This is a genomic window from Streptomyces sannanensis, from assembly GCF_039536205.1.
Lineage (GTDB): Bacteria > Actinomycetota > Actinomycetes > Streptomycetales > Streptomycetaceae > Streptomyces > Streptomyces sannanensis.
In genome coordinates this window covers 3,524,164-3,545,878 of sequence record NZ_BAAAYL010000001.1, presented here as the reverse complement: position 1 = coordinate 3,545,878, position 21,715 = coordinate 3,524,164, and the positions used below count along the sequence as shown (strand labels likewise).

The following is a 21,715-nucleotide window of genomic DNA, read 5'->3' as shown; positions in this document are numbered from 1 at the left end:
GGCCGCCAGGCGTCCGGCCCGTGAGAGTTCCCGGGTCGGGGTTGACGGAACGCCCGGACGGCGAACCGTCCGGGCGTTTCACGTGCTGTGCCTTCCCGGGGGGAACCACCGCCCCCCGGCAGAGGCATCAGCCCCAGGTGATGAGCTTCTTCGGGTTCTCCAGGACCGCCGCGATGTCCGCGAGAACCTTGGAGCCGAGCTCACCGTCGACCAGGCGGTGGTCGAACGACAGCGCCAGCGTGGTGACCTGACGTGGCTTCACCTTGCCCTTGTGGACCCAGGGCTGGAGCTTGATCGCGCCGACCGCGAGGATCGCGGACTCGCCCGGGTTCAGGATGGGCGTACCGGTGTCGACGCCGAAGACGCCGACGTTGGTGATGGTGACCGTGCCGCCGGACATCGCCGCGGGCGACGTCTTGCCGTCGCGTGCGGTGGACACCAGCTCGCCCAGCGCCTGAGCCAGTTCGGGCAGGGTCTTGGCGTGCGCGTCCTTGATGTTCGGGACGATCAGGCCGCGCGGGGTGGCCGCGGCGATGCCCAGATTGACGTAGTGCTTGAGCACGATCTCCTGGTTCGCCTCGTCCCAGGACGCGTTGATGTCCGGGTTGCGGCGGATGGCGACCAGCAGGGCCTTGGCAATGAGGAGCAGCGGGTTGACCCGCAGACCCGCCATGTCGTATTTGTCAAGGTTTTGCTTGATCTCATCGACCAGTCGCATCGTGCGCGTCACGTCGACCGTGACGAACTCGGTGACATGCGGCGCGGTGAAGGCGCTGCCGATCATCGCCTGCGCGGTGGCCTTGCGCACACCCTTGACCGGGATCCGGGTCTCGCGCTCGCCCGCGGAGACAACGGCGGGGGCGGGGGCCGCCACCGGAGCCGGCGCGGGGGCCGGGACCTCGACGGGCGCCGGAGCGGCCGCCGCGTGGACGTCCTCGCGGGTGATGATGCCGTCCGGACCGGTCGGGTTGACCGTTGCCAGGTCCACGCCGAGGTCCTTGGCCAGTTTGCGCACCGGCGGCTTGGCCAGCGGGCGGGCGGCCGCGGCCGCGTGGCCGTTCAGCTCGGCCTGGATCGCAGCCGCCGCGGGCTCCGGCTGGGCCGGGGCCCTGGTGCCCTTGCGGGGACGGCGCTTGGTGGAGGACTCGGCGACGCCGTAGCCGACCAGGACCGGCGTGCGGGCCGGCTTGGCCTCGGCCTCCGGCTGTGCCTCGGCCGCGGCGACCGTGGACTCGACGGCGGCCGGGGCGGGGGCCTCGGCGGGGCCGGAACCGGGAGCCACGTCGACCGTGATGATCGGCGTGCCGACGTCCACGGTGGTGCCCTCTTCGAAGCGCAGCTCGTGGACCACACCGTCGTACGGGATGGGCAGCTCGACCGCGGCCTTGGCGGTCTCGACCTCGCACACGACCTGGCCGTCGTGGACGGTGTCACCGACCTGGACGTACCACTTGAGGATCTCCGCCTCAGTGAGTCCCTCGCCCACGTCGGGCATCTTGAACTCGCGGAAACGGGCAGCGTTCTCAGTCATCGTCGTCAACGACCCTCTCCTCAGTACGCCAGCGAGCGGTCGACGGCGTCGAGCACACGGTCCAGACCGGGGAGGTACTCCTCCTCCAGCCGCGCCGGCGGGTACGGGGCGTGGTAGCCGCCGACCCGCAGCACCGGGGCCTCCAGGTGGTAGAAGCACCGCTCGGTGATGCGTGCGGCGATCTCCGAGCCCGTACCCAGGAACACCGGGGCCTCGTGGACCACGACGAGGCGGCGGGTCTTCTCCACGGAGCGCTGGATCGTGTCGAAGTCGATCGGGGACATCGACCGCAGGTCGACGACCTCGAGGGACTTGCCCTCCTCGGCCGCGGCGGCGGCCGCCTCCAGGCAGACCTTCACCATCGGCCCGTAGGCGGCCAGCGTCAGGTCGGTGCCCTCACGCGCCACCCGGGCGGCGTGCAGCGGACCGGGGATGGCCTCGGTGTCGACCTCGCCCTTGTCCCAGTAGCGGCGCTTCGGCTCGAAGAAGATCACCGGGTCGTCGGTCTGGATGGCCTGCTGGAGCATCCAGTACGCGTCCGACGGCGTCGACGGGGAGACCACCTTCAGACCGGCGGTGTGCGCGAAGTAGGCCTCGGGGGACTCGGAGTGGTGCTCGACCGCGCCGATGCCACCGCCGTAGGGGATACGGACGACGACCGGCATCTTGATCTTGCCCAGCGCACGGGCGTGCATCTTCGCGAGCTGCGTGACGATCTGGTCGTACGCGGGGAAGACGAAACCGTCGAACTGGATCTCGACGACGGGGCGGTAGCCGCGCAGCGCCAGACCGATCGCGGTGCCGACGATGCCGGACTCGGCGAGCGGGGTGTCGATGACCCGCTCCTCGCCGAAGTCCTTCTGCAGACCGTCGGTGATACGGAAGACACCGCCGAGCTTGCCGACGTCCTCACCCATGATGAGGACCTTGGGGTCGGTGTCCAGAGCCTTGCGCAGCGACTCGTTGAGCGCCTTGGCGACCGACATCTTCTCTACGGCCATGGTCAGTTCTCCTCGTCGGCGAAGGACGCCTGGTAGGCGGCGAACTGCGCGCGCTCCTCGTCGACGAGGGCGTGCCCGTCGGCGTAAATGTTCTCGAAGATCGCCATGTGGTCCGGGTCGGGCATGGCACGTACGGCCTCGCGCACCCGCTTGCCGAGCGCGACGCTCTCCTCCTCCAGGGAGGCGAAGAACTCCTCGCCGGCGATGCCTTCCTTCTCCAGGTAGGTGCGCAGCCGCAGGATCGGGTCCTTGGCCTCCCACGCGGCACGCTCGTCGTCGTGCCGGTAGCGGGTCGGGTCGTCGGAGGTGGTGTGGGCGCCCATGCGGTAGGTGAACGCCTCGACCAGGGTCGGGCCCTCGCCGCGGCGGGCGCGCTCGAGCGCGGAGCGGGTGACGGCGAGGCAGGCGAGCACGTCGTTGCCGTCGACGCGGACGCCGGGGAAGCCGAAGCCCTGCGCGCGCTGGTAGAGCGGGACACGGGTCTGCTTCTCGGTGGGCTCGGAGATCGCCCACTGGTTGTTCTGGCAGAAGAACACCACGGGGGCGTTGTAGACCGCGGAGAAGGTGAATGCCTCGTTGACGTCGCCCTGGCTCGAGGCGCCGTCACCGAAGTAGGCGATGACCGCGGAGTCCGCGCCGTCCTTGGCCACGCCCATGGCGTACCCGGTGGCGTGCAGCGTCTGCGAGCCGATCACGATCGTGTACAGATGGAAGTTGTTGCTGTTCGGGTCCCACCCGCCGTGGTTCACACCACGGAACATCCCGAGCAGATTGGTCGGATCGACTCCACGGCACCAGGCGACACCGTGCTCGCGGTAGGTCGGAAAGACGTAGTCGTCGTCACGCAGGGCGCGGCCGGAGCCGATCTGCGCGGCCTCCTGGCCGAGCAGCGAGGCCCACAGGCCCAGTTCGCCCTGCCGCTGCAGCGCGGTGGCCTCGGCGTCGAAGCGCCGCGTCAGGACCATGTCCCGGTACAGCCCGCGCAGCGCTTCGGGGGTCAGGTCGGCGACGAACTCGTCGTACTCGGGGTTCTCGACCCGCTCGCCCTCGGGGGTCAGCAGCTGTACGAGCTGGGGCTCGGTCGGGCTCTGCGGCTTGCGGGCGCCGGCGCGCTTGCTGCTGCCGCTGCTGCGACGCGGTTTGCGCGCGGCAGTACTTTCCACGGTCACGTGCGTGCTCCTCCGTCTGTCCGGCCCCCGGGGTCCGCCGGGTGCCAGTGCGGCTCGCCTGTATCCGTACGTGTGCACGGGGGTGGGTGCGACTCGGCCGGGAACAGGCGTGACAGTGTCCCGGCGAGAGCCCTGCGAGAGGCACGTTACCCAGTGGGTCGCATTCCTGCGAAACCCCATTTGACCTGCGTTTTTGCTTGGATTTCCAAGTAAATCGGAAATGGGGGGAAACAACCACTGGTCACAGCCCTGCAGACCGCCGGAACAGGGGCACGTTATCCCGGTCACCCAGCGCACGGGAAGAGTCAATGTGTGAAACTGACAATGTGCCCATTGAAGGAAAAATCACCGTATTTCTCCTCGACGACCATGAGGTCGTGCGGCGCGGCGTGCACGACCTGCTCTCCGGCGAGGACGGCATCGAGGTGGTCGGCGAGGCCGGGACGGTCGAAGAAGCCCTGGTCAGAATCCCCGCGACACGCCCCGACGTGGCCATTCTCGATGTACGGCTGCCGGACGGCAGCGGCGTCGAGGTCTGCCGCGAGGTCCGCTCGCGTAACGATGCGATCAAGTGCCTGATGCTCACCTCATTCGCCGACGACGAAGCCCTCTTCGACGCGATCATGGCTGGTGCCTCCGGATATGTCCTGAAGGCGATCCGCGGCAGCGAACTGCTCTCGGCGGTACGGGACGTGGCGGCCGGCAAGTCGCTGCTCGACCCCGTCGCCACCGCCCGGGTGCTGGAACGGCTCCGCACCGGCAGCAGAGGCAAGGACGACGAACGGCTGGCCTCCCTCACCGATCAGGAGCGCAAGATCCTCGACCTGATAGGCGAGGGACTCACCAACCGCGCGATCGGCGAGCGGCTGCATCTCGCCGAGAAAACGATCAAGAACTATGTGTCCAGCCTCCTCTCCAAGCTGGGCATGGAGAGGCGCTCCCAGGCCGCCGCATATGTGGCGAGGCTCCAGGCCGGGAAGCAGAACTGAGGCATACGCGCAGATCATCCGCATCGTCCCGCCTCACCCCAATCGGGACTTTGGGCCCGGATCACGAGGGCGGCGGCCTCTATTCGGACACGAACCGGGCAGGGACAGTGGACATCATGCCCTGCGACGACCCCCGGCTTCTGGAGCTGCTCGACCGCGTCCCGTACGGACGGCTTGCGTCCAGCATGAGCGCGCTGCCCTTCGTGGCCTCCGCCCGCCATATCGTCACCGACGGGCAGGTCATGCTGCGGATGCACGCGGGCTTCGGCTATCACGACGCCTGCGACGGCAATGTGGTGGCGTACGGCGCGGACAACATGAATTCCGGCGCGGCCGAGGTGTGGTCCCTGCAGTTCACCGGCACCGCCCGGCTCGCCGAGCCCGGTGACGAGGAACTGGACCACTTCGGACCCGTCCCGCGACTGGCGGACGGAAAGCCTTTCGACCCGGTGTATCTGCGCATCGAGCCGCAGTTCGGAACCCTGCACTCACTCGACGGCTCCCCTGAGCGACACTATCAACACCCTGAGTGATCTAACATCTGACAGGTGCCGCGCTCATCTGCAACCCTGCCCCCCGTGAGCGCCCTGCTGCGCCGCTACCCGCCCGTGGGCGAGCCACTGACCTGCGAACCCGTCACCCAAGGACTCCTCAACCACGGCTACTGCCTCACGACCACACGCGGCCGCTTCTTCCTCAAACACCATCTCGACGGCGACCCCGACGCCATCACCCGCCAGCACCGCGCCACCCGGCACCTCCAGGCCCTCGGCGTGCCCGTCGCCCCGCCCGTCGAGGCCGGCGACGGCGACACGGTCGCCGTCATCGACGACCGGTGCTACGCACTGCACCCCTGGATCGACGGACGCCACCGGCACGGCGCCCAGCTCACCACCGCCGAGGCCCGCCGGCTCGGCGCCCTGCTCGGGCTTGTACACACCCGTCTCGCCCAGGTCATGGAGAGGGACGTCGAGCAAGGCGAGCACCGCAGTGCCGACCCCGTCGACACCTTCGCGCTCATCGACCGACTGCTGGCCCTGACCCGCGGCCGACGACACCGGGACGCCTTCGACGAGCTGGCCGAGCACCGGCTGGTGGAACGGCGCGCCCTGCTGGAAGAGCAATCGCACCGACGGCCCCCGGCAGCCGGCGCACCCGCGGCAGGCTGGGTGCACGGCGACTTCCACCCGCTGAATCTGCTGTACCGGGACGCGGAGCCGGCCGCGATCGTCGACTGGGACCGGCTCGGCGTCCAGCCGCGCGCCGAGGAAGCGGTACGGGCAGCGGTGATCTTCTTCGTACGCCCGGCGGGACAGCTGGAACTGGCCAAGGTACGGGCGTACGCGCGCGCCTACCGGCGGGCGGCCGGCGCCGCGGCGGGGGAGCTGGCGGCGGCGGTGCACCGGGTGTGGTGGGAGCGGCTCAACGACTTCTGGATACTGCGCTGGCGCTACCAGCTGCACGACCGCAGGGCCGACCCGCAGTTTCCCGCAGCGTCGGCCCTGGTGGTGTGGTGGACCCGCGAGTACGAGGCGGTGTGCCAGGCCTTCGCGGGCTGAGCCGGATCAGCCCGTGGTGCCCGGGGCCCCGGTGGTGCCCGTGCCCGGGGCCCCGGTGGTGCCGGTGCCCGAGTCACCGGTGGTGCCCGTACCCGAGTCACCCGTGGTGCCCGTACCCGAGTCACCCGTGGTGCCCGTACCCGAGTCACCGGTGGTGCCCGTACCCGAGTCACCGGTGGTGCTACCGGTGCTCGCACCCGGGTCGGTGGTCGGCGCCTGCGTCGGCGGTTGCTCGGTGGTGGCCTTGTCGGACGGTCTCCATGACGGCTTGTCGTTGTTCCAGTTGTGGCCGCCGCTGTTGCCGTTGGAGTTGTACTGCTCGTCCCCGGAGGTCTGATCCTCCGCCGACGGGGTGGGAGCTGGTTCCGACGGCTCGGTCGTGGCCGTGGAGTGGGAGACCTTCGGAGGCTCCTTCTCGTTGGTCTTCGTGTCGTTGGAGGCGTTCACCGCGAGAGCGACACCCGCGGTGATCGCGATGATCGCGAAGGCGACGAACAGCCACACCTTGCCGCGGCCGGCCTTGGCGTTGCCATGAGGGCCGTAACCGCCGTCGTAGCCGCCGTCGTCCGGGTTCATCGGCGGCAGGATCGGCGCGCCGAACTGCGAGGTCTCCCCGTGCACCGGGTGCGGGTGTCCCATCGCGGCGGTCGCGGCGATTCCGCCGGCGGGCGTGCGGCCCTCGTACATCTCGACCGGGCCGGTGCTCCACACACCGCCCGTGTGACCGCCCTGGTCCTGGAGCATCCCGAGCGCGTAGTGGATCAGACCGCGCATCTCCTCGGCGCTCTGGAACCGGTCGTCCGGGTCCTTGGCGAGCGCACGCATCACCATTCCGTCGAGCTCCGGCGGCACCCCGTCGGAGACCTCGGAGGGCGGCACCGGCGTGTCCTGGACATGCTGGTAGACCACGGAGAGCGGGGTCTCACCGGTGAACGGCGGCCGCAGTGCCAGCAGTTCGTACAGCAGACAGCCCGTCGCGTACAGGTCGCTGCGGTGGTCGACGGCCTTGCCCAGCGCCTGCTCGGGAGAGAGGTACTGCGGAGTGCCCATGACCATGCCGGTCTGCGTCATCGTCGACTGCGCGCCGTGCAGGGCGCGGGCGATGCCGAAGTCCATCACCTTCACCGCGCCGTTGTCGGTGATGATGACGTTCGCCGGCTTGATGTCACGGTGCACGATGCCGTGTTGGTGCGAGTACGCGAGGGCTTCCAGCACCCCGGAGACGATGACCAGTGCCTGATCGGGGGACGGGGCCTCGGAGCTGATGAGCAGATCGCGGATCGTGCGGCCCTCGACCAGCTCCATCACGATGTACGGAACGGAGTTGCCGCCGACCTCGTCCTCGCCCGAGTCGTACACGGCCACGATGTTGTGGTGATTGAGGCCCGCCACGGACTGCGCCTCGCGCGTGAACCGGGCCTTGGATACCGGGTCCTCCGCGAGATCGGCGCGCAGGAGCTTCACGGCGACGCTACGGCCGAGCCGTACGTCCTCGGCGGCGAACACCTCCGCCATGCCGCCGCGGCCCAGCCGGTGGGTCAGGCGGTAGCGGCCGTCCCCGACGAGACCGCCGACTCCGTGGGACCCCTGCTCCTGAGCATCGGCCATCCCGGCGCCGCTTCCCTCGGGTTCGGGTGCCATCTGTCCTCGCCGTCGTCTCTGGCCGCATCCGCGGTCGTTACGGTGTTCTGGTAGAGCACGCTACAGGCTCTGTACGACACCCCGAATCGAGACTGGCGTGGCGCCGGAAACGTTCCCCTGTGTACCCGAGCACATCCGACGGTGCCCTGTCACGTTCGTACGACGCTTGTTGTGCGTACGGTCACGTAACCGGCACCCAGCTTGACGTGTCTGCGCCCTCGGGCAGACTTGGCCCGTACATCGCAGATCATCATCGCAGCCGGGCCCACGCGGCCGAGGGGGACGCAAGTCATGAGCCAGGACGGCGCACACGGCCGCTACGCGGGCGGATCGGTGGCGGGTGGGCGCTATCAGCTCCGCGACCTCCTCGGCGAGGGCGGCATGGCCTCGGTGCACCTGGCCTACGACACGGCGCTGGACCGCCAGGTCGCCATCAAGACCCTCCACACCGAACTGGGACGCGAACAGTCGTTCCGCGAGCGGTTCCGGCGCGAGGCTCAAGCGGTCGCCAAGCTCCAGCACACCAACATCGTCTCGGTCTTCGACACGGGAGAAGACGCGCTCGGCGGCGCGGTCATGCCGTACATCGTCATGGAGTACGTCGAGGGCCTCCCGCTGGGGTCCGTGCTGCAGTCCGACATCCAGCAGTACGGCGCCATGCCGGCCGACAAGGCGCTGAAGGTGACGGCCGATGTACTGGCCGCGCTGGAGGCCAGCCATGAGATGGGGCTGGTCCACCGGGACATCAAGCCCGGCAATGTGATGATCACCAAGCGTGGTGTGGTCAAGGTCATGGACTTCGGCATCGCACGCGCCATGCAGTCCGGTGTGACGTCGATGACGCAGACCGGCATGGTGGTCGGCACCCCGCAGTACCTGTCGCCCGAGCAGGCGCTGGGACGCGGTGTGGACGCCCGCTCCGACCTCTACTCGGTCGGCATCATGCTCTTCCAGCTGCTCACCGGACGGCTGCCGTTCGACGCGGACTCGGCACTCGCCATCGCGTACGCGCATGTGCAGGAGGAGCCGGTCGCGCCGTCGGCCCTCAACCGCTCGGTCCCGCCGGCGCTGGACGCGCTGGTCGCACGGGCGCTGAAGAAGAACCCGAACGAGCGTTTCCCGAGCGCCGCCGCGATGCGCGACGAGTGCGCGCGGATCGCCTCCTCCGGCCAGACCGGCGCCGCCCCCGTCGTCATCGGCGGCGGCCCGGTCAACAGCGGCGCGGGCGTCGGCTCGACGGTCTTCCCGCCGCTGGACCAGTCCGGCCCGTACCCGCCGTCGACGGGCAACGTCCAGACCCCGTACCAGCCCCACCAGCCCCACCAGCCCGGCCCGTACGCCCCGGCGCCCGCTGCTCCGGCGTACGGCTACCCGCATCAGCAGCCGCCGCAGCCCATGGCCGCGACCCCGCCGCCGTACACCGCGGCCCCGGCGCCGAGCGGCCGTGGCGGCCGGAACACGCCCGTCGTCGTGGGCGCGATCGCGGTGGCCCTGCTGGCGATCGGCGGCCTGATCACCGCGCTGTCCCTGAACGGCGAAGAGGAGAACGGCGGACAGGCGGGCGGCGACCCGACCCAGAGCCAGACGCCCACGGCGGAGCACAAGGGCCCCGAGCGCAACCGCACGATGGACCCAGAAGAGTGCTCGGACCCGGCCAAGGACTACAACGACCCGACCATGGTGAAAGCCCCGAACTTCGTCTACAAGGACATCCGGTCGGTGAAGAGCTGCCTGCAAGCCGCGGGCTGGCACCTGGACCCGAAGAAGGTCCCCAACGGTCAGTGGGGAGAGGACGTCGTCGTCAACCAGTTCCCCACCGCAGGCACGCCCATCCCCCCCGCCGACACCACATTCACATTGGATATATCCACCGGCGACCCGGAGTAACTCACTCTCCGTGCGCTCCCGGAGTGCCGGTCCTGTCGCACCGTGTGACGCTATTTCCCGATACCACCGTTCGGTACGGGAAGGGGCCACACCATGGCTCCAGGGCTCCACTCGCATGGCATAGCCGCCGGATTCACGCTGCTGGCAGCACTGCTGCTGACTCCGCCCGGCCACGCCGCCCAGCACATACCCGGCGCCGCCGTGAAGGCCGAGGCGAGCCCCCGCGACGACGGCGGCAAGCTGGCCGGGCGGCCGGCCGGGGAGGGGCGGCCGCGCCCGGGCCGTATGCCGGACGAGGCAGCGGCCCCCTCCGAGGACGACGAAGCAGACGATCCGAGCCCCACCGTGTCCCGCACACCGGGCCTCGCGCTGTCGAGCCCGAGTGCCAGTGCGAGCGACACGCCCACCCGGCCGCACCGCTACTCCAGGCCGCACGGCCCCCGCGCTCCCTACAGACAGTGGGAGGAGCCCTCCGAAGAGGAGGAGGCTCCCGCGGAGGCACAACCCTCCCCCTCCACCAGCACAACCGCGCCCGCCGTCGCCGACGAGGCCGCACAGCCGCCCGGGTCCGGCGATTCCGACCCACGGATCCATGTGCTGTCCATGGGAGCGGGACTCACCCTGACCGGACTGGGCCTGGGATTCCTGGGGCTGCGCCTGCGCCGCCAGTGAACGACACACTTGGTGCCCCCGGGGACGGTGGATCAGCCGTCCCCGGGGGCACACCGTGATGTAAAGCACGTGTGCGAGAGAATGGCGGCATGGAGATGCCGAGGAGTGAACGGTCGCATGAGAGCCCCCAGGTCCTCGTGGTGGGCCAGGACGGGATGGCAATCGGCGGCAGTGACGACGAGTCGCGCGAGGTGCCCGTGACGGACATGGTCGAACAGCCCGCGAAGGTCATGCGCATCGGCAGCATGATCAAGCAGCTCCTGGAGGAAGTCCGCGCGGCTCCTCTGGACGAGGCGAGCCGTGTGCGCCTCAAGGACATCCACGCGAGTTCGGTGAAGGAGCTGGAGGACGGGCTGGCACCGGAGCTCGTCGAGGAACTGGAGCGTCTCTCGCTCCCGTTCACGGACGACGCGGTGCCCTCCGAGGCGGAACTGCGCATCGCACAGGCCCAGCTGGTGGGCTGGCTGGAGGGCCTGTTCCACGGGATCCAGACGGCCCTGTTCGCCCAGCAGATGGCGGCGCGGGCCCAGCTGGAGCAGATGCGCCGCGCCCTTCCCCCGGGCGCTCCCACCGACGATGACGACGACCACCACCACCACGGCGCCGCCCGCTCCGGTCCGTACCTCTGACGGTCGCACCTGCGAGTGGTCCCCCGCGCACCCGGCGCCGGGGGACCACATCGCGTGACTCGTCAGACCGACGCGGGTGCCGCCAGCAGCACCTTGCCCACATGCGTGCCGGACTCCAGCACGCGGTGCGCCTCGGCCGCGTCCGGCAGCGGCAGGACACAGTCGACGACGGGCCGCACCCGCCCCGCCGCGATCAGCGGCCACACATGCTCCCGGACCGCCGCGACGATCGCTGCCTTCTCCTCCAGCGGGCGCGCCCGCAGTGAGGTCGCCGTGATCGCGGCCCGCTTGGCCAGCAGGTCGCGCAGGTTGAGCTCCGCCTTGACCCCGCCCTGGAGGCCGATGACCGCCAGCCGGCCGCTGACGGCCAGCGCCTTCACGTTCCGGTCGAGGTACTTCGCCCCGATGATGTCGAGGATGACGTCCGCACCGGCCCCGCCCGTCGCGCGGCGCACCTCCTCCACGAAGTCCTGCTCGCGGTAGTCGATGAGAATGTCCGCGCCCAGTTCCGCGCAGCGGTCCAGCTTCTCCTTGCTGCCCGCGGTGACGGCGACCCGGGCACCCACCGCCTTGGCGAGCTGAACGGCCATCGTTCCGATGCCACTTGCGCCGCCGTGCACCAGCAGCGTCTCGCCCGGCCGCAGATGGGCGACCATGAAGACGTTGGACCACACCGTGCAGGCGACCTCGGGCAGCCCCGCGGCGGTGACGACATCGACACCGTCCGGCACGGGCAGCAGCTGCCCGGCCGGGACGGCCACCTTCTCCGCGTACCCCCCGCCGCCCAGGAGCGCGCACACCTCGTCACCGACGGCCCATCCGGACACCCCGGGCCCCAGCGCCACGATCCGGCCCGAGCACTCGAGGCCCGGATAGGGGGACGTACCGGGCGGCGGATCGTAGAAGCCCTGTCGCTGGAGCACATCGGCACGGTTGACCGCGGTGGCCGCCACCTCGACGAGGACCTCTCCCTCGCCCGGTACGGGATCGGGCACCTCGGCCCATACGAGCGCCTCGGGACCGCCTGGTTCGGGGATGGTGATCGCATGCATGGCGCGAGGCTACTCTCCGCCGCCGCCCCCCGGTGCTTTCGTGGCCCGTACGATCGTGATCAGCCGGTCCGTCAACTGCAAGGGGCTCGCCTCCGGGTGGTCGTACCCGAGCAGCCGGTGCCCGCGCAGCACGCTCACCACCAGGTCCTCGGTCTCCCGGACACCACGCCCTGCCTCGCTCTTCGTCACCGGCCGTTCGATGACGTCGAGCCCGCTGCCATGCTGGATCAGGTCCTCGATCACCGTGCCCGCTGTGGGGCTGAGCACGGACAGGCCGAGCAGCCGGCCGGCCGCACTGGAGCTCGTGATCACCGCATCGGCACCGGACTGCCGCAGCAGAGGCGCGTTCTCCTCCTCGCGCACCGCTGCGACGATTTTCGCCCCGCGGTTGAGCTGACGGGCGGTCAGGGCGACCAGCACGGCGGTGTCGTCGCGCTGCGGGGTGATGACGATCTGGCGGGCCCGCTGCACCTCGGCCCGCAGCAGCACATCGCTGCGCGTCGCGTCACCGGTCACCGCGACGAACCCCTCGGCGGTGGCTGCCTCGGCGACCTGCGGATTGGGGTCGACGACAACGACCTTGTCCTTCTTCAGCCCGGTCGCGAGGAGCGTCTGGATCGCCGAACGCCCCTTCGTTCCGAAGCCGACAACGACGGTGTGGTCACGCACAGTGGCCCTCCAGCGGTTCAGCCGCCACTCCTCCCGGGTGCGCTCGGTGAGGACTTCGAGAGTCGTGCCGACCAGGATGATCAGAAAAAGCACGCGCAGCGGCGTCACCAGCAGCACATTGGCGAGCCTGGCGCTGTCGCTGTACGGAACGATGTCGCCGTACCCCGTCGTGGAGAGGGTGACGGTGGCGTAGTAGAAGGAGTCGAGGAAGTCGACTGTTTCGTCCGCGTTGTCGTGGTAGCCGCCCCGGTCGGCGTAGACGATGAGCACGGTCAGTATCAGCACCCCGAGGGCCATCAGCAGCCGCCTGCCGACCTGACGCAGTGGGGACTGGACGGCACGGCGCGGAAGATGCACGCGGGCGTGGTGGGTCTCGCCCGCCTGGCGGGCCATCACGTCATTGCCGGGAAGTTTCACGTGAAACACCCCTCGGAAGAAGGCCGGCCCCAGGGAAGATCCAGGATCCCCAGCTCATCGCCAGGTTCCGCCCCGCCGAACGGGATGACGGCGAGGCCGTCCGCGGCGGCGATACCGCGCAGCATGGCAGGGCCCTGATAGCGCAGCGGCACGGCCCCGTCCGCCCGGTACGCCACGGGCACCAGCCGGGTGTCGTGCGGATGGCCGGGCACCCGTTCGCGCACCGGTGTTATGGACGGGTCGACAGGGGCTCGCCCCGCGAGCGTGCTCAGCAGCGGCTCGACGAGCGTGAGCAGGCCGGACACGGCGGCCAGGGGGTTGCCGGGCAGACCCACCAGGTGCCGGCCGGACGCGAGCCGGGCCAACAGCATGGGATGCCCGGGGCGTACCGCGACACCGTCGACCAGCAGTTCGGCGCCGGCCTTGCTCAGAACCGGGTGGACATGGTCGACGGGACCGGCAGCGGTACCGCCCGTGGTGACGACGAGGTCGGCCTCGGACGTGGTGACCGCGTCGAACAGCGCGTCGGCGTCGTCGACGAGCCGACGGGTCGCCAGGACCTCCGCGCCGAGCGCGCGCAGCCAGGGGCCGGCCATGGGGCCCAGCGCGTCGCGGACCATGCCGTCGTGGGGGAGACCCTCGGCCAGCAGTTCGTCGCCGAGGACCAGGATCTCGACGCGAGGGCGGGGGACGACGAGGAGCTCGTCGTATCCGGCCGCGGCGGCGAGCCCCAGCACCGCCGGGGTCACCAGCGCCCCGGCCGGCAACAGCTGGTCGCCGCTGCGGCACTCCTGGCCGCGGGGCCGGATGTCCTGCCCGGGAACGACGGAACGGAGGGCGCGCAGCCGGCCCTTCGCCTCGTCCGTACGGGCGTGCTCGGTACGGAGCACGGCGGTGACGCCCGGCGGGACCCGGGCACCGGTGGCGATCCGTACCGCCTCGCCGTCGGCGAGCACGCCGGACACGGAACGGCCGGCGAGGATTCCTCCGCCGTCGCGCAGCCCCCAGGGGCCGGGTCCGGCAACGGCCCAGCCGTCCATGGCTGACGTGTCGAACGACGGCAGATCGGTGAGTGCGGTGAGCGGCTCGGCGAGGACATGCCCCAGTGCCTCGCCGAGCACCATCCGCAGGGTGCGGCCGGGGGCGCTGCGCCCGGCCCGTGAGGCGACGTTCCGGGCCTCGGCCCAGCGCATGGCCCCGCGGGCAGTCGCCGTGCCGGGGGTTGCCGCTGTCGTGGAGCCCGTTGACGCCAGTGCGAGGGCTTCGTCCAGCTCGCGGTCCTCCTGCGCGGTCACGACGAGCCGGCCTCTCCCGACTCGGCGGCCCAGCGGGCGGCGAGGGCAGCGGCCTTGCGGGCCGCCTCCGCCACGGCTTCCGGGCCCTCCCCGGCCTTCGCCGCCGCGTAGCCGACCAGGAACGTGGTGAGCGGCGCGGCGGGCCGGGCAACGCCGTGGGCGGCGTCCCGGGCAAGATCGAGCAGGACGCCCGTGTCGACCTCCAGATCGATGCCGAGCTCGTCCTTGACCGCGGTGATCCATTCGTCCAGCACGTTCCCATGCTCCCTGATCCGCGCACGGGCCGCGGCGATGTCCTCCCAGGTGTCGCAGTCGAAGGAGGACAGGGGCTCCGGTGCGATCCGGACGAGGTCCAGCTCCTGCGTCAGCAGTCGCAGAGGCAGTCCGCTGAGGCTGCCGTGCTCCGCGGCGAGCAGGGCGATCTCCCGGTGCAGCGGTTCGGCCCGGTAGACGGCGACCAGCGGCTGATCGCGGCCGTCCGGGTCGGTGCACAGCACGCCCTCGGTGCCGCCCGCCGCCAGGGCGTCCAGCAGGGCCTTCACGGTCGGCTCGCCCAGGAACGGCAGATCGGCGGAGAGCACCAGCGTGCTCTCCGCCTCTATGTGCCGCATTCCGGCCGAGAGCGCGGCGAGCGGCCCGCCGCCGGGCGGTTCCTCCCTGGTCCAGAGCACCGGCCGCGTGGTGGGCCGGCGCCCGCCCACCACGACGGTGACCCCGGCGCCGGCACATGCGCCCAGCACCCGGTCAAGGAGGGGCCGGCCACCCACAGTCACACCGGGCTTGTCGGCGCCGCCCAGTCTTCTGGCGGCGCCCCCGGCGAGTACTACGGCGTCATACGCGGTCATCCCAGAAGTATGCTGCAGTACTCAGCCCCTCCGGGGCGCGTGCATGCAGACGCTCATCACAGGGTGCGCAGCAGCACCGCGGGCTGCTCCACACAGTCGGCCACGTACCGCAGGAAGCCGCCCGCCGTACCGCCGTCGCAGACCCGGTGGTCGAACGTCAGCGACAGCTGGACGACCTGCCGTACGGCCAGCTCGCCCCGGTGAACCCACGGCTTGGGCACGATCCGGCCGACGCCGAGCATCGCGGCCTCGGGGTGGTTGATGATCGGCGTGGAGCCGTCCACCCCGAACACGCCGTAGTTGTTCAGCGTGAACGTGCCGCCGGTCAGCTCGGCCGGGGTCAGCTTCCCGGTCCGCGCCAGCTCGGTCAGCCGGGCGAACTCGGCGGTCAGGGACTCCGCGTTGCGCGCTTGCGCGTCCCGTACGACGGGCACGACCAGGCCCCGCTCGGTCTGTGCGGCGAACCCGAGATGCACCTCGGGCAGACGCACGATTTCCCGGGCGGCGGTGTCCACGGTGGAGTTCAGCTCCGGGAAGCGCGCCAGCGCGGCCGTGCAGATCCGGGCGAGCAGAGCGAGCACGGAGATCTTCGGGCCGCCGGCCGCGTTCAGGGCGGCGCGCGCGGCCATCAGCTCCGTGGCGTCGGCATCGACCCAGCAGGTGGCGTCGGGGATCTCGCGCCTGCTGCGGCTGAGCTTGTCGGCGACGGCACCGCGCACCCCCTTCAACGGGACCCGCTCGCCAATGGCGGCAACCGCTGCCGGGGCTGCGGGAGCTGCGGGGGCTTCGGCGGCCCGGATCGCGGCTTCGACGTCGGAGCGCAGGATCAGCCCCTCGGGACCGGACCCTGCCAGCTCCCGCAGGTTCAGACCGTGCTCCCGGGCCAGCCGCCGCACCAGCGGCGAGATGACGGGCACGGGCCCGTCGGCCGGCACGACAGCGGGCGGGGCGGCCGGCTGCGGTGTCAGAACCGGCGCCGCGCTGCTCGGCGGGGCGCTCGGCGCGGTGCCTGCCGGGCCCGCCGGGCGGACCCGGCGGCGGCGCGCCGCCGGTGCCCCGGTGCCGTACCCGACCAGGACGTTCCCCGAGCCCTCCGACTCCTCGGCGGCTGCGGCGGCTGGAGCGGAGGCCGTCTCCACAGCATCGCCCTCCGCCGCTCCTACTGCCACCGTCAGCAACGGGGCACCGACGGGAAGTTCCGTGCCTTCCTCCCCGAATCGGGCGGTGACCACACCCCCGTAAGGGCACGGAACCTCGACCATCGCCTTGGCCGTCTCGACCTCGACCACCGGCTGGTCGACGGCGACGACATCGCCCACCGACACCAGCCAGCGGACGATCTCCGCCTCGGTGAGCCCCTCACCGAGGTCGGGCAGCTTGAACTCCAGTACCTGCGGCATCAGTTCTCCGTCTCCCACTGGAGCCGGGCGACCGCGTCCAGCACCCGGTCCACGCCCGGCAGATGGTGCCGCTCCAGCATCGGCGGCGGATACGGGATGTCGAACCCGGCGACCCTCAACACCGGCGCCTCCAGATGGTGGAAGCACCGCTCGGTGATCCGGGCCGCTATCTCGCCGCCGGGACCGCCGAAGCCGTTCGACTCATGCACGACGACCGCGCGGCCGGTGCGCCGCACCGAGGCGCACACCGTCTCGTCGTCGAAGGGCACCAGGGACCGCAGATCGACGACTTCCAGGTCCCAGCCCTCGGCCTGTGCGGCCTCAGCGGCCTCCAGACACACCGGCACGGACGGTCCGTAGGTGATGAGCGTGGCGCTGCGGCCGGTGCGCCGCACCACCGCACTCCCGATCGGCTCGACGGCGGCCGGAGCCTCCGGCGACCAGTCGGCCTTGGCCCAGTACAGCCGCTTCGGCTCCAGGAAGACCACCGGATCGTCGGAGGCGATCGAGGCGCGCAGCAGCCCGTAGGCGTCTTCGACGGTGGCGGGCGTGACGACATGGAGCCCCGGAGTCGCCATGTAGTACGCCTCGGAGGAGTCGCAGTGGTGCTCGACACCACCGATTCCGCCGCCGTACGGCACCCGAATGGTGATCGGCAGCGGCATGGCGCCCCGGGTGCGGTTCCGCATCCGCGCCACATGGCTGATCAGCTGCTCGAACGCGGGGTACGCGAAGGCGTCGAACTGCATCTCGACGACGGGACGCAGTCCGTACATCGCCATGCCGACGGCCGTGCCGAGAATGCCCGCCTCGGCGAGCGGGGTGTCCATGCACCGGTCCTCACCGAACTCCTTGGCGAGCCCGTCGGTGATCCGGAAGACACCGCCGAGGGTGCCGACGTCCTCACCCATCACATGGACGCTCGGGTCCTCCGCCATGGCGTCACGCATGGCGCGCTGCAGCGCCTGCGCCATGGTGGCCGGCTTGGCCCGACCGGCCGGCTTCACTGCGAGCGTGCTCATCGTGCCTCTCCCTCGGCTTCCAGCTCGGCACGCAACTGTGCGGCCTGTTCCCTCAGTTGCGAGGTCTGCTCCGCGTAGACATGCGTGAAGAGGTCCATCGGGTCGAGCACCGGGTCGGCGTTCATCCGCTCGCGCAGGGCAGCGGCCATCGACTCGGCGGCCTCCGCCGCCGCTCGGATGCCGTCCTCGTCGAGGATCCCTCGTTCCGTCAGCTCCCGCTCCAGCAGGACGATCGGGTCGTGCGCACGCCAGGTCTCGACCTCGGCCTCACCGCGGTAACGCGTCGCGTCGTCGGCGTTGGTGTGCGCATCGATGCGGTACGTCACGGCCTCGACCAGCGTGGGGCCGCCGCCGCGCCGGGCGCGGGCCACGGCCTCGGTGAGCACCTCGTGCATGGCCGCCACGTCATTGCCGTCGACCAGCCGACCCGGCATGCCGTATCCCACCGCCTTGTGGGCCAGCGAGGGCGCCGCGGTCTGCTTCGCCAGCGGCACGGAGATCGCGAAGCCGTTGTTCTGCACCAGGAAGACGACCGGTGCCTGCCATACCGCGGCGAAGTTCAGCGCCTCGTGGAAGTCGCCCTCGCTGGTGCCGCCGTCGCCGACCATGGCGAGCGCGACCACGTCGTCGCCCTTGAGCCGGGCGGCGTGCGCGAGACCCACGGCATGGGGCAGCTGAGTGGCCAGCGGGGTGCACAGCGGGGCTATGCGGTGCTCGTGCGGGTCATACCCGGTGTGCCAGTCACCGCGCAGCAACGTCAGTGCCTGCACCGGGTCGAGGCCGCGCGCCACGGCCGCCAGGGTGTCGCGGTAACTGGGGAACAGCCAGTCCCGCTCCTCGAGCACCAGAGCGGCCGCGACCTCGCACGCCTCCTGGCCGGTGGTCGAGGGGTAGACCGCGAGCCTGCCCTGCTTGGTCAGGGCCGTGGCCTGCGCGTTGTACCGCCGACCGCGCACCAGCTCGGCGTACAGCCGTCGCATCAGGGCGGGGTCGAGACCTCCGGCGGCCTTGGTGCCGAGCACGCGGTATGGCTCGGGGTCCGGGAGCAGCGGTGCGGGGTCGGTGCGGGGCCTCCACTCGGGGGGCGGCGTGGGCCGGTAGGCGGCACCAGGCAGCTCTTGGACCGTCATGAGAGCACCTCCTCGTGGGAGCGGGCACGGCGGCGCGAATGTGGCGCGCCTCACCTACCGATTGTTCGGTCGTGGACGCAATTTGGCTACAGGCGCCTCCAGCCTGTGGACAAACGGTTCTCCACAGCCTGGGATAGACGCAGGTCGTCCATGACGGAAAGGCGGGGGCGCATGACAGCTGAACAAACGGCAAACGGCTCGATCCCTGCCCAGGGGCCGCGCCCGCTGGACGCCATCGACCGCGACATCCTGCGCATCCTGCAGACGGACGGGCGCGCGTCCATCCGCTCCGTCGCGGAACGCGTCCATGTGTCGCGCGCGAACGCCTACGCGCGTATCAACCGGCTCGTCGACGACGGCGTGATCCGCGGCTTCAGCGCCCGCGTGAACCACGAGCGCGCCGGGCAGGGCGCGTCCGCGTACATCACGCTCAAGATCGTTCAAAACTCCTGGCGCACCGTCCGCGAAAAGCTCCGGGCTCTGCCGGGAGCCGCCCACATCGCCCTGGTCAGCGGCGACTTCGACGTACTTCTGCTCGTGCACACCCCCGACAACAGGGCATTGCGCGAGCTGGTCCTGACCCGGCTCCAGTCGATACCCGAAGTGCTCAGCACGCGCACCCTGCTCGTCTTCGAGGAGACAGACCTGCTGCGCGAGGAGTGACTACGTACGCAGGCCTTCGAAGGCCATGCGGACGACCGCCTCCGCCAGCTGGTCCTGGTCCGCGCCGCCGCCCGCATGCGGCCGGTACCACTCCACCAGGGAGTTGACCATGCCGAAGAGCAGTCGTGTCGCCAGGCGTATGTCCACGTCCGAGCGGATGTCACCGTCCGCGGCCGCCGCCTTCAGCAGATCGGAGACCCGCTGGTCGAACTCGCGGCGGCGCTCCATCGCCCAGCGCTCGGTCCTCGTGTTGCCGCGTACACGCAGCAGCAGCGTGACGTACGGCAGCTCGGACACCAGTACCTCGACCGTCCGGCGAGTGACATACTCCACCTGCTCGATCGGGCGGCCGTTCACGGCCCCCGGCTCCTCGAGGATGCCGAAGAGCCCGTCCAGCGCACGGGCGACCGCGCGGTGCAGCAGCTCCTCCTTGCCGGCCACATGGTGGTAGATCGAGGACTTGGAGATGCCGGCCGCCCTGGAGAGGTGCTCCATGGACGTTCCGTCGTATCCGCGCTCGTTGAAAACCTGCACGGCGACGGCCAGCAAGGTCTCAGGGGTGTAGGTGTCCCGCCGGGCCGCGGTCATCGGGCCGCCTCCGTCCCGTCGTCGGCGAACGCCCTCTTGTAGAGGGCGAGAGACGGGGCATAGCGCCCGGCCGGACAGCGCTCGTGCAGCTCTTGCAGCAGGCCATGGGCCCAGCCCCGGGGCAGGCGACGGCTCCACTCGACCGGCCCCACCGGGTAGTTGACGCCGAGCCGCATCGCCGTGTCGATGTCGTCCTCGGTCGCCACGCCCTTCTCGACGGCATCGGCCGCGAGATCGATGAGCATCGCCACGGTACGGGCGACGATCATGCCGGGCACGTCCCCGATGACGCTGACCTGCTTGCCCAGGGCCTGGAAGAGCCCGATGGCCTCCTCCACCGTGCGCTCCGACGTGTCCGGAGAGGCGGAGAGGGCGATACGCGTCGCGGCCCGGTAGTCGAGCGCGAGGTCGAAGTAGACGACATCACGGAACTCGACGGAGGTCTGGCCGTCGGCGAGCGCCAGCTGGCCGCCGCCGGGCAGCACCAGCCGCGTCCCCTTGTCCTCGTCCTCCTGCCGCACCGTGATGCCGGCCTCGCGGAGCAGCGGAAGCAGCCCGGCCGCGGCGCCCAGCTCGCCCTCGGCGATCACATACTCCGGAGGGGCGGCAGGAGCGGCGGTGTGCGGCTCGGGGCGTACCGCGCCGTCCGCGTAGTCGTACCAGCCGCGTCCCGACTTACGGCCGAGCAGCCCCGCCTCGACCAGCTTGTGCTGAGGGAGGGAGGGCAGGAACTTCGGGGACCGGAAGAGGGCCTCCCACACCGAATGCGTCACCGCTTCGTTGACGTCGTGCCCGATCAGGTCGGTCAGCTCGAAGGGCCCCATCCTGAAGCCGCCGCACTCGCGCAGCACCGCGTCGATGGTGGCGGGGTCCGCGCCCCGCTCCTCGTGCACCGCGAAGGCTTCCGCGTAGAAGGGCCTGGCTATCCGGTTCACGATGAAACCGGGGGTGTCGGCGCAGCGCACCGGAGTCTTGCCCCAGGCCGCCGCCGTCGCGTACGCGCGCGCGGCCGCCGCCTCGTCGGTGGCGAAGCCGCTGACCACCTCGACGAGCGGGAGCAGGGGTGCGGGGTTGAAGAAGTGCAGTCCCACGAAGCGGCCGGGGACCCGCAGGGCGCCCGCGATGGCCGTCACCGAGAGCGAGGAGGTGTTGGTGGCGAGCAGACAGTCGTCGGAGACGATCTTCTCAAGAGCGGTGAACAGCTCCTGCTTGACCTGGAGCTGCTCCAGAATCGCCTCGACGACGAGCGCCGAGTCCGCGAGCTCGGCGAGGTCCGCGGCCGGGTGCAGCCGCGCGGCGGCGGCGTCACGATCGGCACCGTCGAGCCTGCCCTTCTCGACCAGCCGGTCGAGGCGGGCCACGATGGCCTCCGCGGCCTGCTGCGTACGGCCGGGGACGGCGTCGTGAAGTCGTACGGGGTGACCGGCGACGAGGGCGATCTGGGCGATGCCCTGGCCCATGGTGCCGGTGCCGACGACGGCGACGGTGCGGCTCTGCTCGATGGCATCGATGACGGTCATGGCAGTGATCCTCCCCTACTCGGTTGTCCACAGGTT

The 21,715-nt window shown here is 70.8% G+C and carries 20 protein-coding genes; 7 read left to right on the top strand and 13 right to left on the bottom strand.

The annotated features are described in order from the left end of the window. Window positions 1-127: 127 nt before the first annotated feature. From ABD858_RS16760 to pdhA (ABD858_RS16750), 3 genes are read right to left on the bottom strand one after another with little or no spacing between them, the layout of a single operon-like run. A complete protein-coding gene (locus ABD858_RS16760; protein WP_345038227.1) occupies window positions 128-1,540 on the bottom strand; it encodes a dihydrolipoamide acetyltransferase family protein in 1,413 nt (470 codons plus the stop codon). 11 nt (window positions 1,541-1,551) lie between these two features. After that, entirely contained in the window at window positions 1,552-2,532 is a 981-nt protein-coding gene (locus ABD858_RS16755; protein ID WP_345038225.1) for an alpha-ketoacid dehydrogenase subunit beta, read from the bottom strand. Between the two features lie 2 nt (window positions 2,533-2,534). Continuing rightward, the gene (gene pdhA / locus ABD858_RS16750) at window positions 2,535-3,701 is read right to left on the bottom strand and encodes a pyruvate dehydrogenase (acetyl-transferring) E1 component subunit alpha (protein ID WP_345038222.1); all 1,167 of its coding nucleotides are present in this window, start codon (window positions 3,699-3,701) and stop codon (window positions 2,535-2,537) included. Between the two features lie 308 nt (window positions 3,702-4,009). Between pdhA (ABD858_RS16750) and ABD858_RS16745 the strand changes: the two genes are divergently transcribed. From ABD858_RS16745 to ABD858_RS16735, 3 genes are all read left to right on the top strand, one after another. Continuing rightward, on the top strand, window positions 4,010-4,690 hold the full coding sequence (locus ABD858_RS16745) for a response regulator (RefSeq protein ID WP_425586211.1): 681 nt from the start codon (window positions 4,010-4,012) through the stop codon (window positions 4,688-4,690). A 116-nt stretch (window positions 4,691-4,806) separates the two neighbouring features. Next, window positions 4,807-5,223, top strand: a complete 417-nt coding sequence (locus ABD858_RS16740; RefSeq protein WP_345038218.1) for a pyridoxamine 5'-phosphate oxidase family protein — start codon at window positions 4,807-4,809, stop codon at window positions 5,221-5,223. Between the two features lie 15 nt (window positions 5,224-5,238). Continuing rightward, window positions 5,239-6,249 carry a phosphotransferase gene (locus tag ABD858_RS16735; RefSeq protein WP_345038216.1) on the top strand — a complete coding sequence of 337 codons (1,011 nt, stop codon included), beginning with the start codon at window positions 5,239-5,241 and terminating at the stop codon, window positions 6,247-6,249. Between the two features lie 6 nt (window positions 6,250-6,255). Here ABD858_RS16735 and ABD858_RS16730 read toward each other — a convergent pair whose 3' ends face one another. Further along, window positions 6,256-7,890: a protein kinase domain-containing protein gene (locus ABD858_RS16730; RefSeq protein ID WP_345038214.1), complete on the bottom strand. Its 1,635-nt coding sequence runs from the start codon at window positions 7,888-7,890 to the stop codon at window positions 6,256-6,258. A 291-nt stretch (window positions 7,891-8,181) separates the two neighbouring features. Between ABD858_RS16730 and ABD858_RS16725 the strand changes: the two genes are divergently transcribed. The 3 genes from ABD858_RS16725 to ABD858_RS16715 all read left to right on the top strand — a co-directional run bounded on the left by ABD858_RS16725 (window position 8,182) and on the right by ABD858_RS16715 (window position 11,078). Next, window positions 8,182-9,777 (top strand): protein kinase domain-containing protein, encoded by a 1,596-nt coding sequence (locus tag ABD858_RS16725; RefSeq protein ID WP_345038212.1) that lies wholly within the window; start codon window positions 8,182-8,184, stop codon window positions 9,775-9,777. A gap of 93 nt (window positions 9,778-9,870) precedes the next feature. Then, window positions 9,871-10,449 carry a hypothetical protein gene (locus tag ABD858_RS16720; protein WP_345038210.1) on the top strand — a complete coding sequence of 193 codons (579 nt, stop codon included), beginning with the start codon at window positions 9,871-9,873 and terminating at the stop codon, window positions 10,447-10,449. Between the two features lie 89 nt (window positions 10,450-10,538). Next, on the top strand, window positions 10,539-11,078 hold the full coding sequence (locus tag ABD858_RS16715) for a bacterial proteasome activator family protein (RefSeq protein ID WP_345038207.1): 540 nt from the start codon (window positions 10,539-10,541) through the stop codon (window positions 11,076-11,078). Window positions 11,079-11,140: 62 nt separating this feature from the next. On the opposite strand, the gene ABD858_RS16710 is transcribed toward ABD858_RS16715, so the two are convergent. Genes ABD858_RS16710 through pdhA (ABD858_RS16680) form a run of 7 tightly spaced genes read right to left on the bottom strand, consistent with a single transcriptional unit; the run spans window position 11,141 to window position 18,908 of the window. Then, entirely contained in the window at window positions 11,141-12,130 is a 990-nt protein-coding gene (locus ABD858_RS16710) for an NAD(P)H-quinone oxidoreductase (protein ID WP_345038205.1), read from the bottom strand. A gap of 9 nt (window positions 12,131-12,139) precedes the next feature. Beyond that, window positions 12,140-13,192: a potassium channel family protein gene (locus ABD858_RS16705; RefSeq protein WP_345044605.1), complete on the bottom strand. Its 1,053-nt coding sequence runs from the start codon at window positions 13,190-13,192 to the stop codon at window positions 12,140-12,142. A 20-nt stretch (window positions 13,193-13,212) separates the two neighbouring features. Continuing rightward, window positions 13,213-14,511: a molybdopterin molybdotransferase MoeA gene (locus tag ABD858_RS16700; protein WP_345038203.1), complete on the bottom strand. Its 1,299-nt coding sequence runs from the start codon at window positions 14,509-14,511 to the stop codon at window positions 13,213-13,215. Continuing rightward, window positions 14,508-15,356, bottom strand: a complete 849-nt coding sequence (locus ABD858_RS16695; protein WP_345038201.1) for an NTP transferase domain-containing protein — start codon at window positions 15,354-15,356, stop codon at window positions 14,508-14,510. The genes ABD858_RS16700 and ABD858_RS16695 overlap by 4 nt, the downstream gene beginning before the upstream one ends. A 56-nt stretch (window positions 15,357-15,412) precedes the next feature. Next, window positions 15,413-16,756 (bottom strand): dihydrolipoamide acetyltransferase family protein, encoded by a 1,344-nt coding sequence (locus ABD858_RS16690; protein WP_345038198.1) that lies wholly within the window; start codon window positions 16,754-16,756, stop codon window positions 15,413-15,415. Continuing rightward, window positions 16,756-17,778, bottom strand: coding sequence for an alpha-ketoacid dehydrogenase subunit beta (locus tag ABD858_RS16685; RefSeq protein WP_345038196.1), 1,023 nt, complete (start codon window positions 17,776-17,778; stop codon window positions 16,756-16,758). Before ABD858_RS16685 ends, ABD858_RS16690 begins: the two co-directional genes overlap by 1 nt. Then, window positions 17,775-18,908 carry a pyruvate dehydrogenase (acetyl-transferring) E1 component subunit alpha gene (pdhA, locus tag ABD858_RS16680; protein WP_345038194.1) on the bottom strand — a complete coding sequence of 378 codons (1,134 nt, stop codon included), beginning with the start codon at window positions 18,906-18,908 and terminating at the stop codon, window positions 17,775-17,777. The genes ABD858_RS16685 and pdhA (ABD858_RS16680) overlap by 4 nt, the downstream gene beginning before the upstream one ends. Window positions 18,909-19,079: 171 nt before the next feature. Here pdhA (ABD858_RS16680) and ABD858_RS16675 point away from each other — a divergent pair, with 171 nt between their 5' ends. Continuing rightward, window positions 19,080-19,571 carry an Lrp/AsnC family transcriptional regulator gene (locus tag ABD858_RS16675; RefSeq protein WP_345038192.1) on the top strand — a complete coding sequence of 164 codons (492 nt, stop codon included), beginning with the start codon at window positions 19,080-19,082 and terminating at the stop codon, window positions 19,569-19,571. Here ABD858_RS16675 and ABD858_RS16670 read toward each other — a convergent pair whose 3' ends face one another. Next, the gene (locus ABD858_RS16670; RefSeq protein ID WP_345038190.1) at window positions 19,572-20,159 is read right to left on the bottom strand and encodes a TetR/AcrR family transcriptional regulator; all 588 of its coding nucleotides are present in this window, start codon (window positions 20,157-20,159) and stop codon (window positions 19,572-19,574) included. Further along, window positions 20,156-21,679, bottom strand: coding sequence for a 3-hydroxyacyl-CoA dehydrogenase (locus ABD858_RS16665; protein ID WP_425586210.1), 1,524 nt, complete (start codon window positions 21,677-21,679; stop codon window positions 20,156-20,158). The genes ABD858_RS16670 and ABD858_RS16665 overlap by 4 nt, the downstream gene beginning before the upstream one ends. Window positions 21,680-21,715: the final 36 nt, after the last annotated feature.

Excerpts from the sequence above, each read along its gene's own strand:
- ABD858_RS16755 (WP_345038225.1), bottom strand. The coding sequence starts at position 2,532 with ATGGCCGTAGAGAAGATGTCGGTCGCCAAGGCGCTCAACGAGTCGCTG.
- ABD858_RS16745 (WP_425586211.1), top strand. The coding sequence starts at position 4,010 with ATGTGTGAAACTGACAATGTGCCCATTGAAGGAAAAATCACCGTATTT.
- ABD858_RS16740 (WP_345038218.1), top strand. The coding sequence starts at position 4,807 with ATGCCCTGCGACGACCCCCGGCTTCTGGAGCTGCTCGACCGCGTCCCG.
- ABD858_RS16730 (WP_345038214.1), bottom strand. The coding sequence starts at position 7,890 with ATGGCACCCGAACCCGAGGGAAGCGGCGCCGGGATGGCCGATGCTCAG.
- ABD858_RS16725 (WP_345038212.1), top strand. The coding sequence starts at position 8,182 with ATGAGCCAGGACGGCGCACACGGCCGCTACGCGGGCGGATCGGTGGCG.
- ABD858_RS16720 (WP_345038210.1), top strand. The coding sequence starts at position 9,871 with ATGGCTCCAGGGCTCCACTCGCATGGCATAGCCGCCGGATTCACGCTG.
- ABD858_RS16715 (WP_345038207.1), top strand. The coding sequence starts at position 10,539 with ATGGAGATGCCGAGGAGTGAACGGTCGCATGAGAGCCCCCAGGTCCTC.
- ABD858_RS16710 (WP_345038205.1), bottom strand. The coding sequence starts at position 12,130 with ATGCATGCGATCACCATCCCCGAACCAGGCGGTCCCGAGGCGCTCGTA.
- ABD858_RS16705 (WP_345044605.1), bottom strand. The coding sequence starts at position 13,192 with ATGGCCCGCCAGGCGGGCGAGACCCACCACGCCCGCGTGCATCTTCCG.
- ABD858_RS16695 (WP_345038201.1), bottom strand. The coding sequence starts at position 15,356 with ATGACCGCGTATGACGCCGTAGTACTCGCCGGGGGCGCCGCCAGAAGA.
- ABD858_RS16690 (WP_345038198.1), bottom strand. The coding sequence starts at position 16,756 with ATGCCGCAGGTACTGGAGTTCAAGCTGCCCGACCTCGGTGAGGGGCTC.
- ABD858_RS16685 (WP_345038196.1), bottom strand. The coding sequence starts at position 17,778 with ATGAGCACGCTCGCAGTGAAGCCGGCCGGTCGGGCCAAGCCGGCCACC.
- pdhA (WP_345038194.1), bottom strand. The coding sequence starts at position 18,908 with ATGACGGTCCAAGAGCTGCCTGGTGCCGCCTACCGGCCCACGCCGCCC.
- ABD858_RS16675 (WP_345038192.1), top strand. The coding sequence starts at position 19,080 with ATGACAGCTGAACAAACGGCAAACGGCTCGATCCCTGCCCAGGGGCCG.
- ABD858_RS16670 (WP_345038190.1), bottom strand. The coding sequence starts at position 20,159 with ATGACCGCGGCCCGGCGGGACACCTACACCCCTGAGACCTTGCTGGCC.
- ABD858_RS16665 (WP_425586210.1), bottom strand. The coding sequence starts at position 21,679 with ATGACCGTCATCGATGCCATCGAGCAGAGCCGCACCGTCGCCGTCGTC.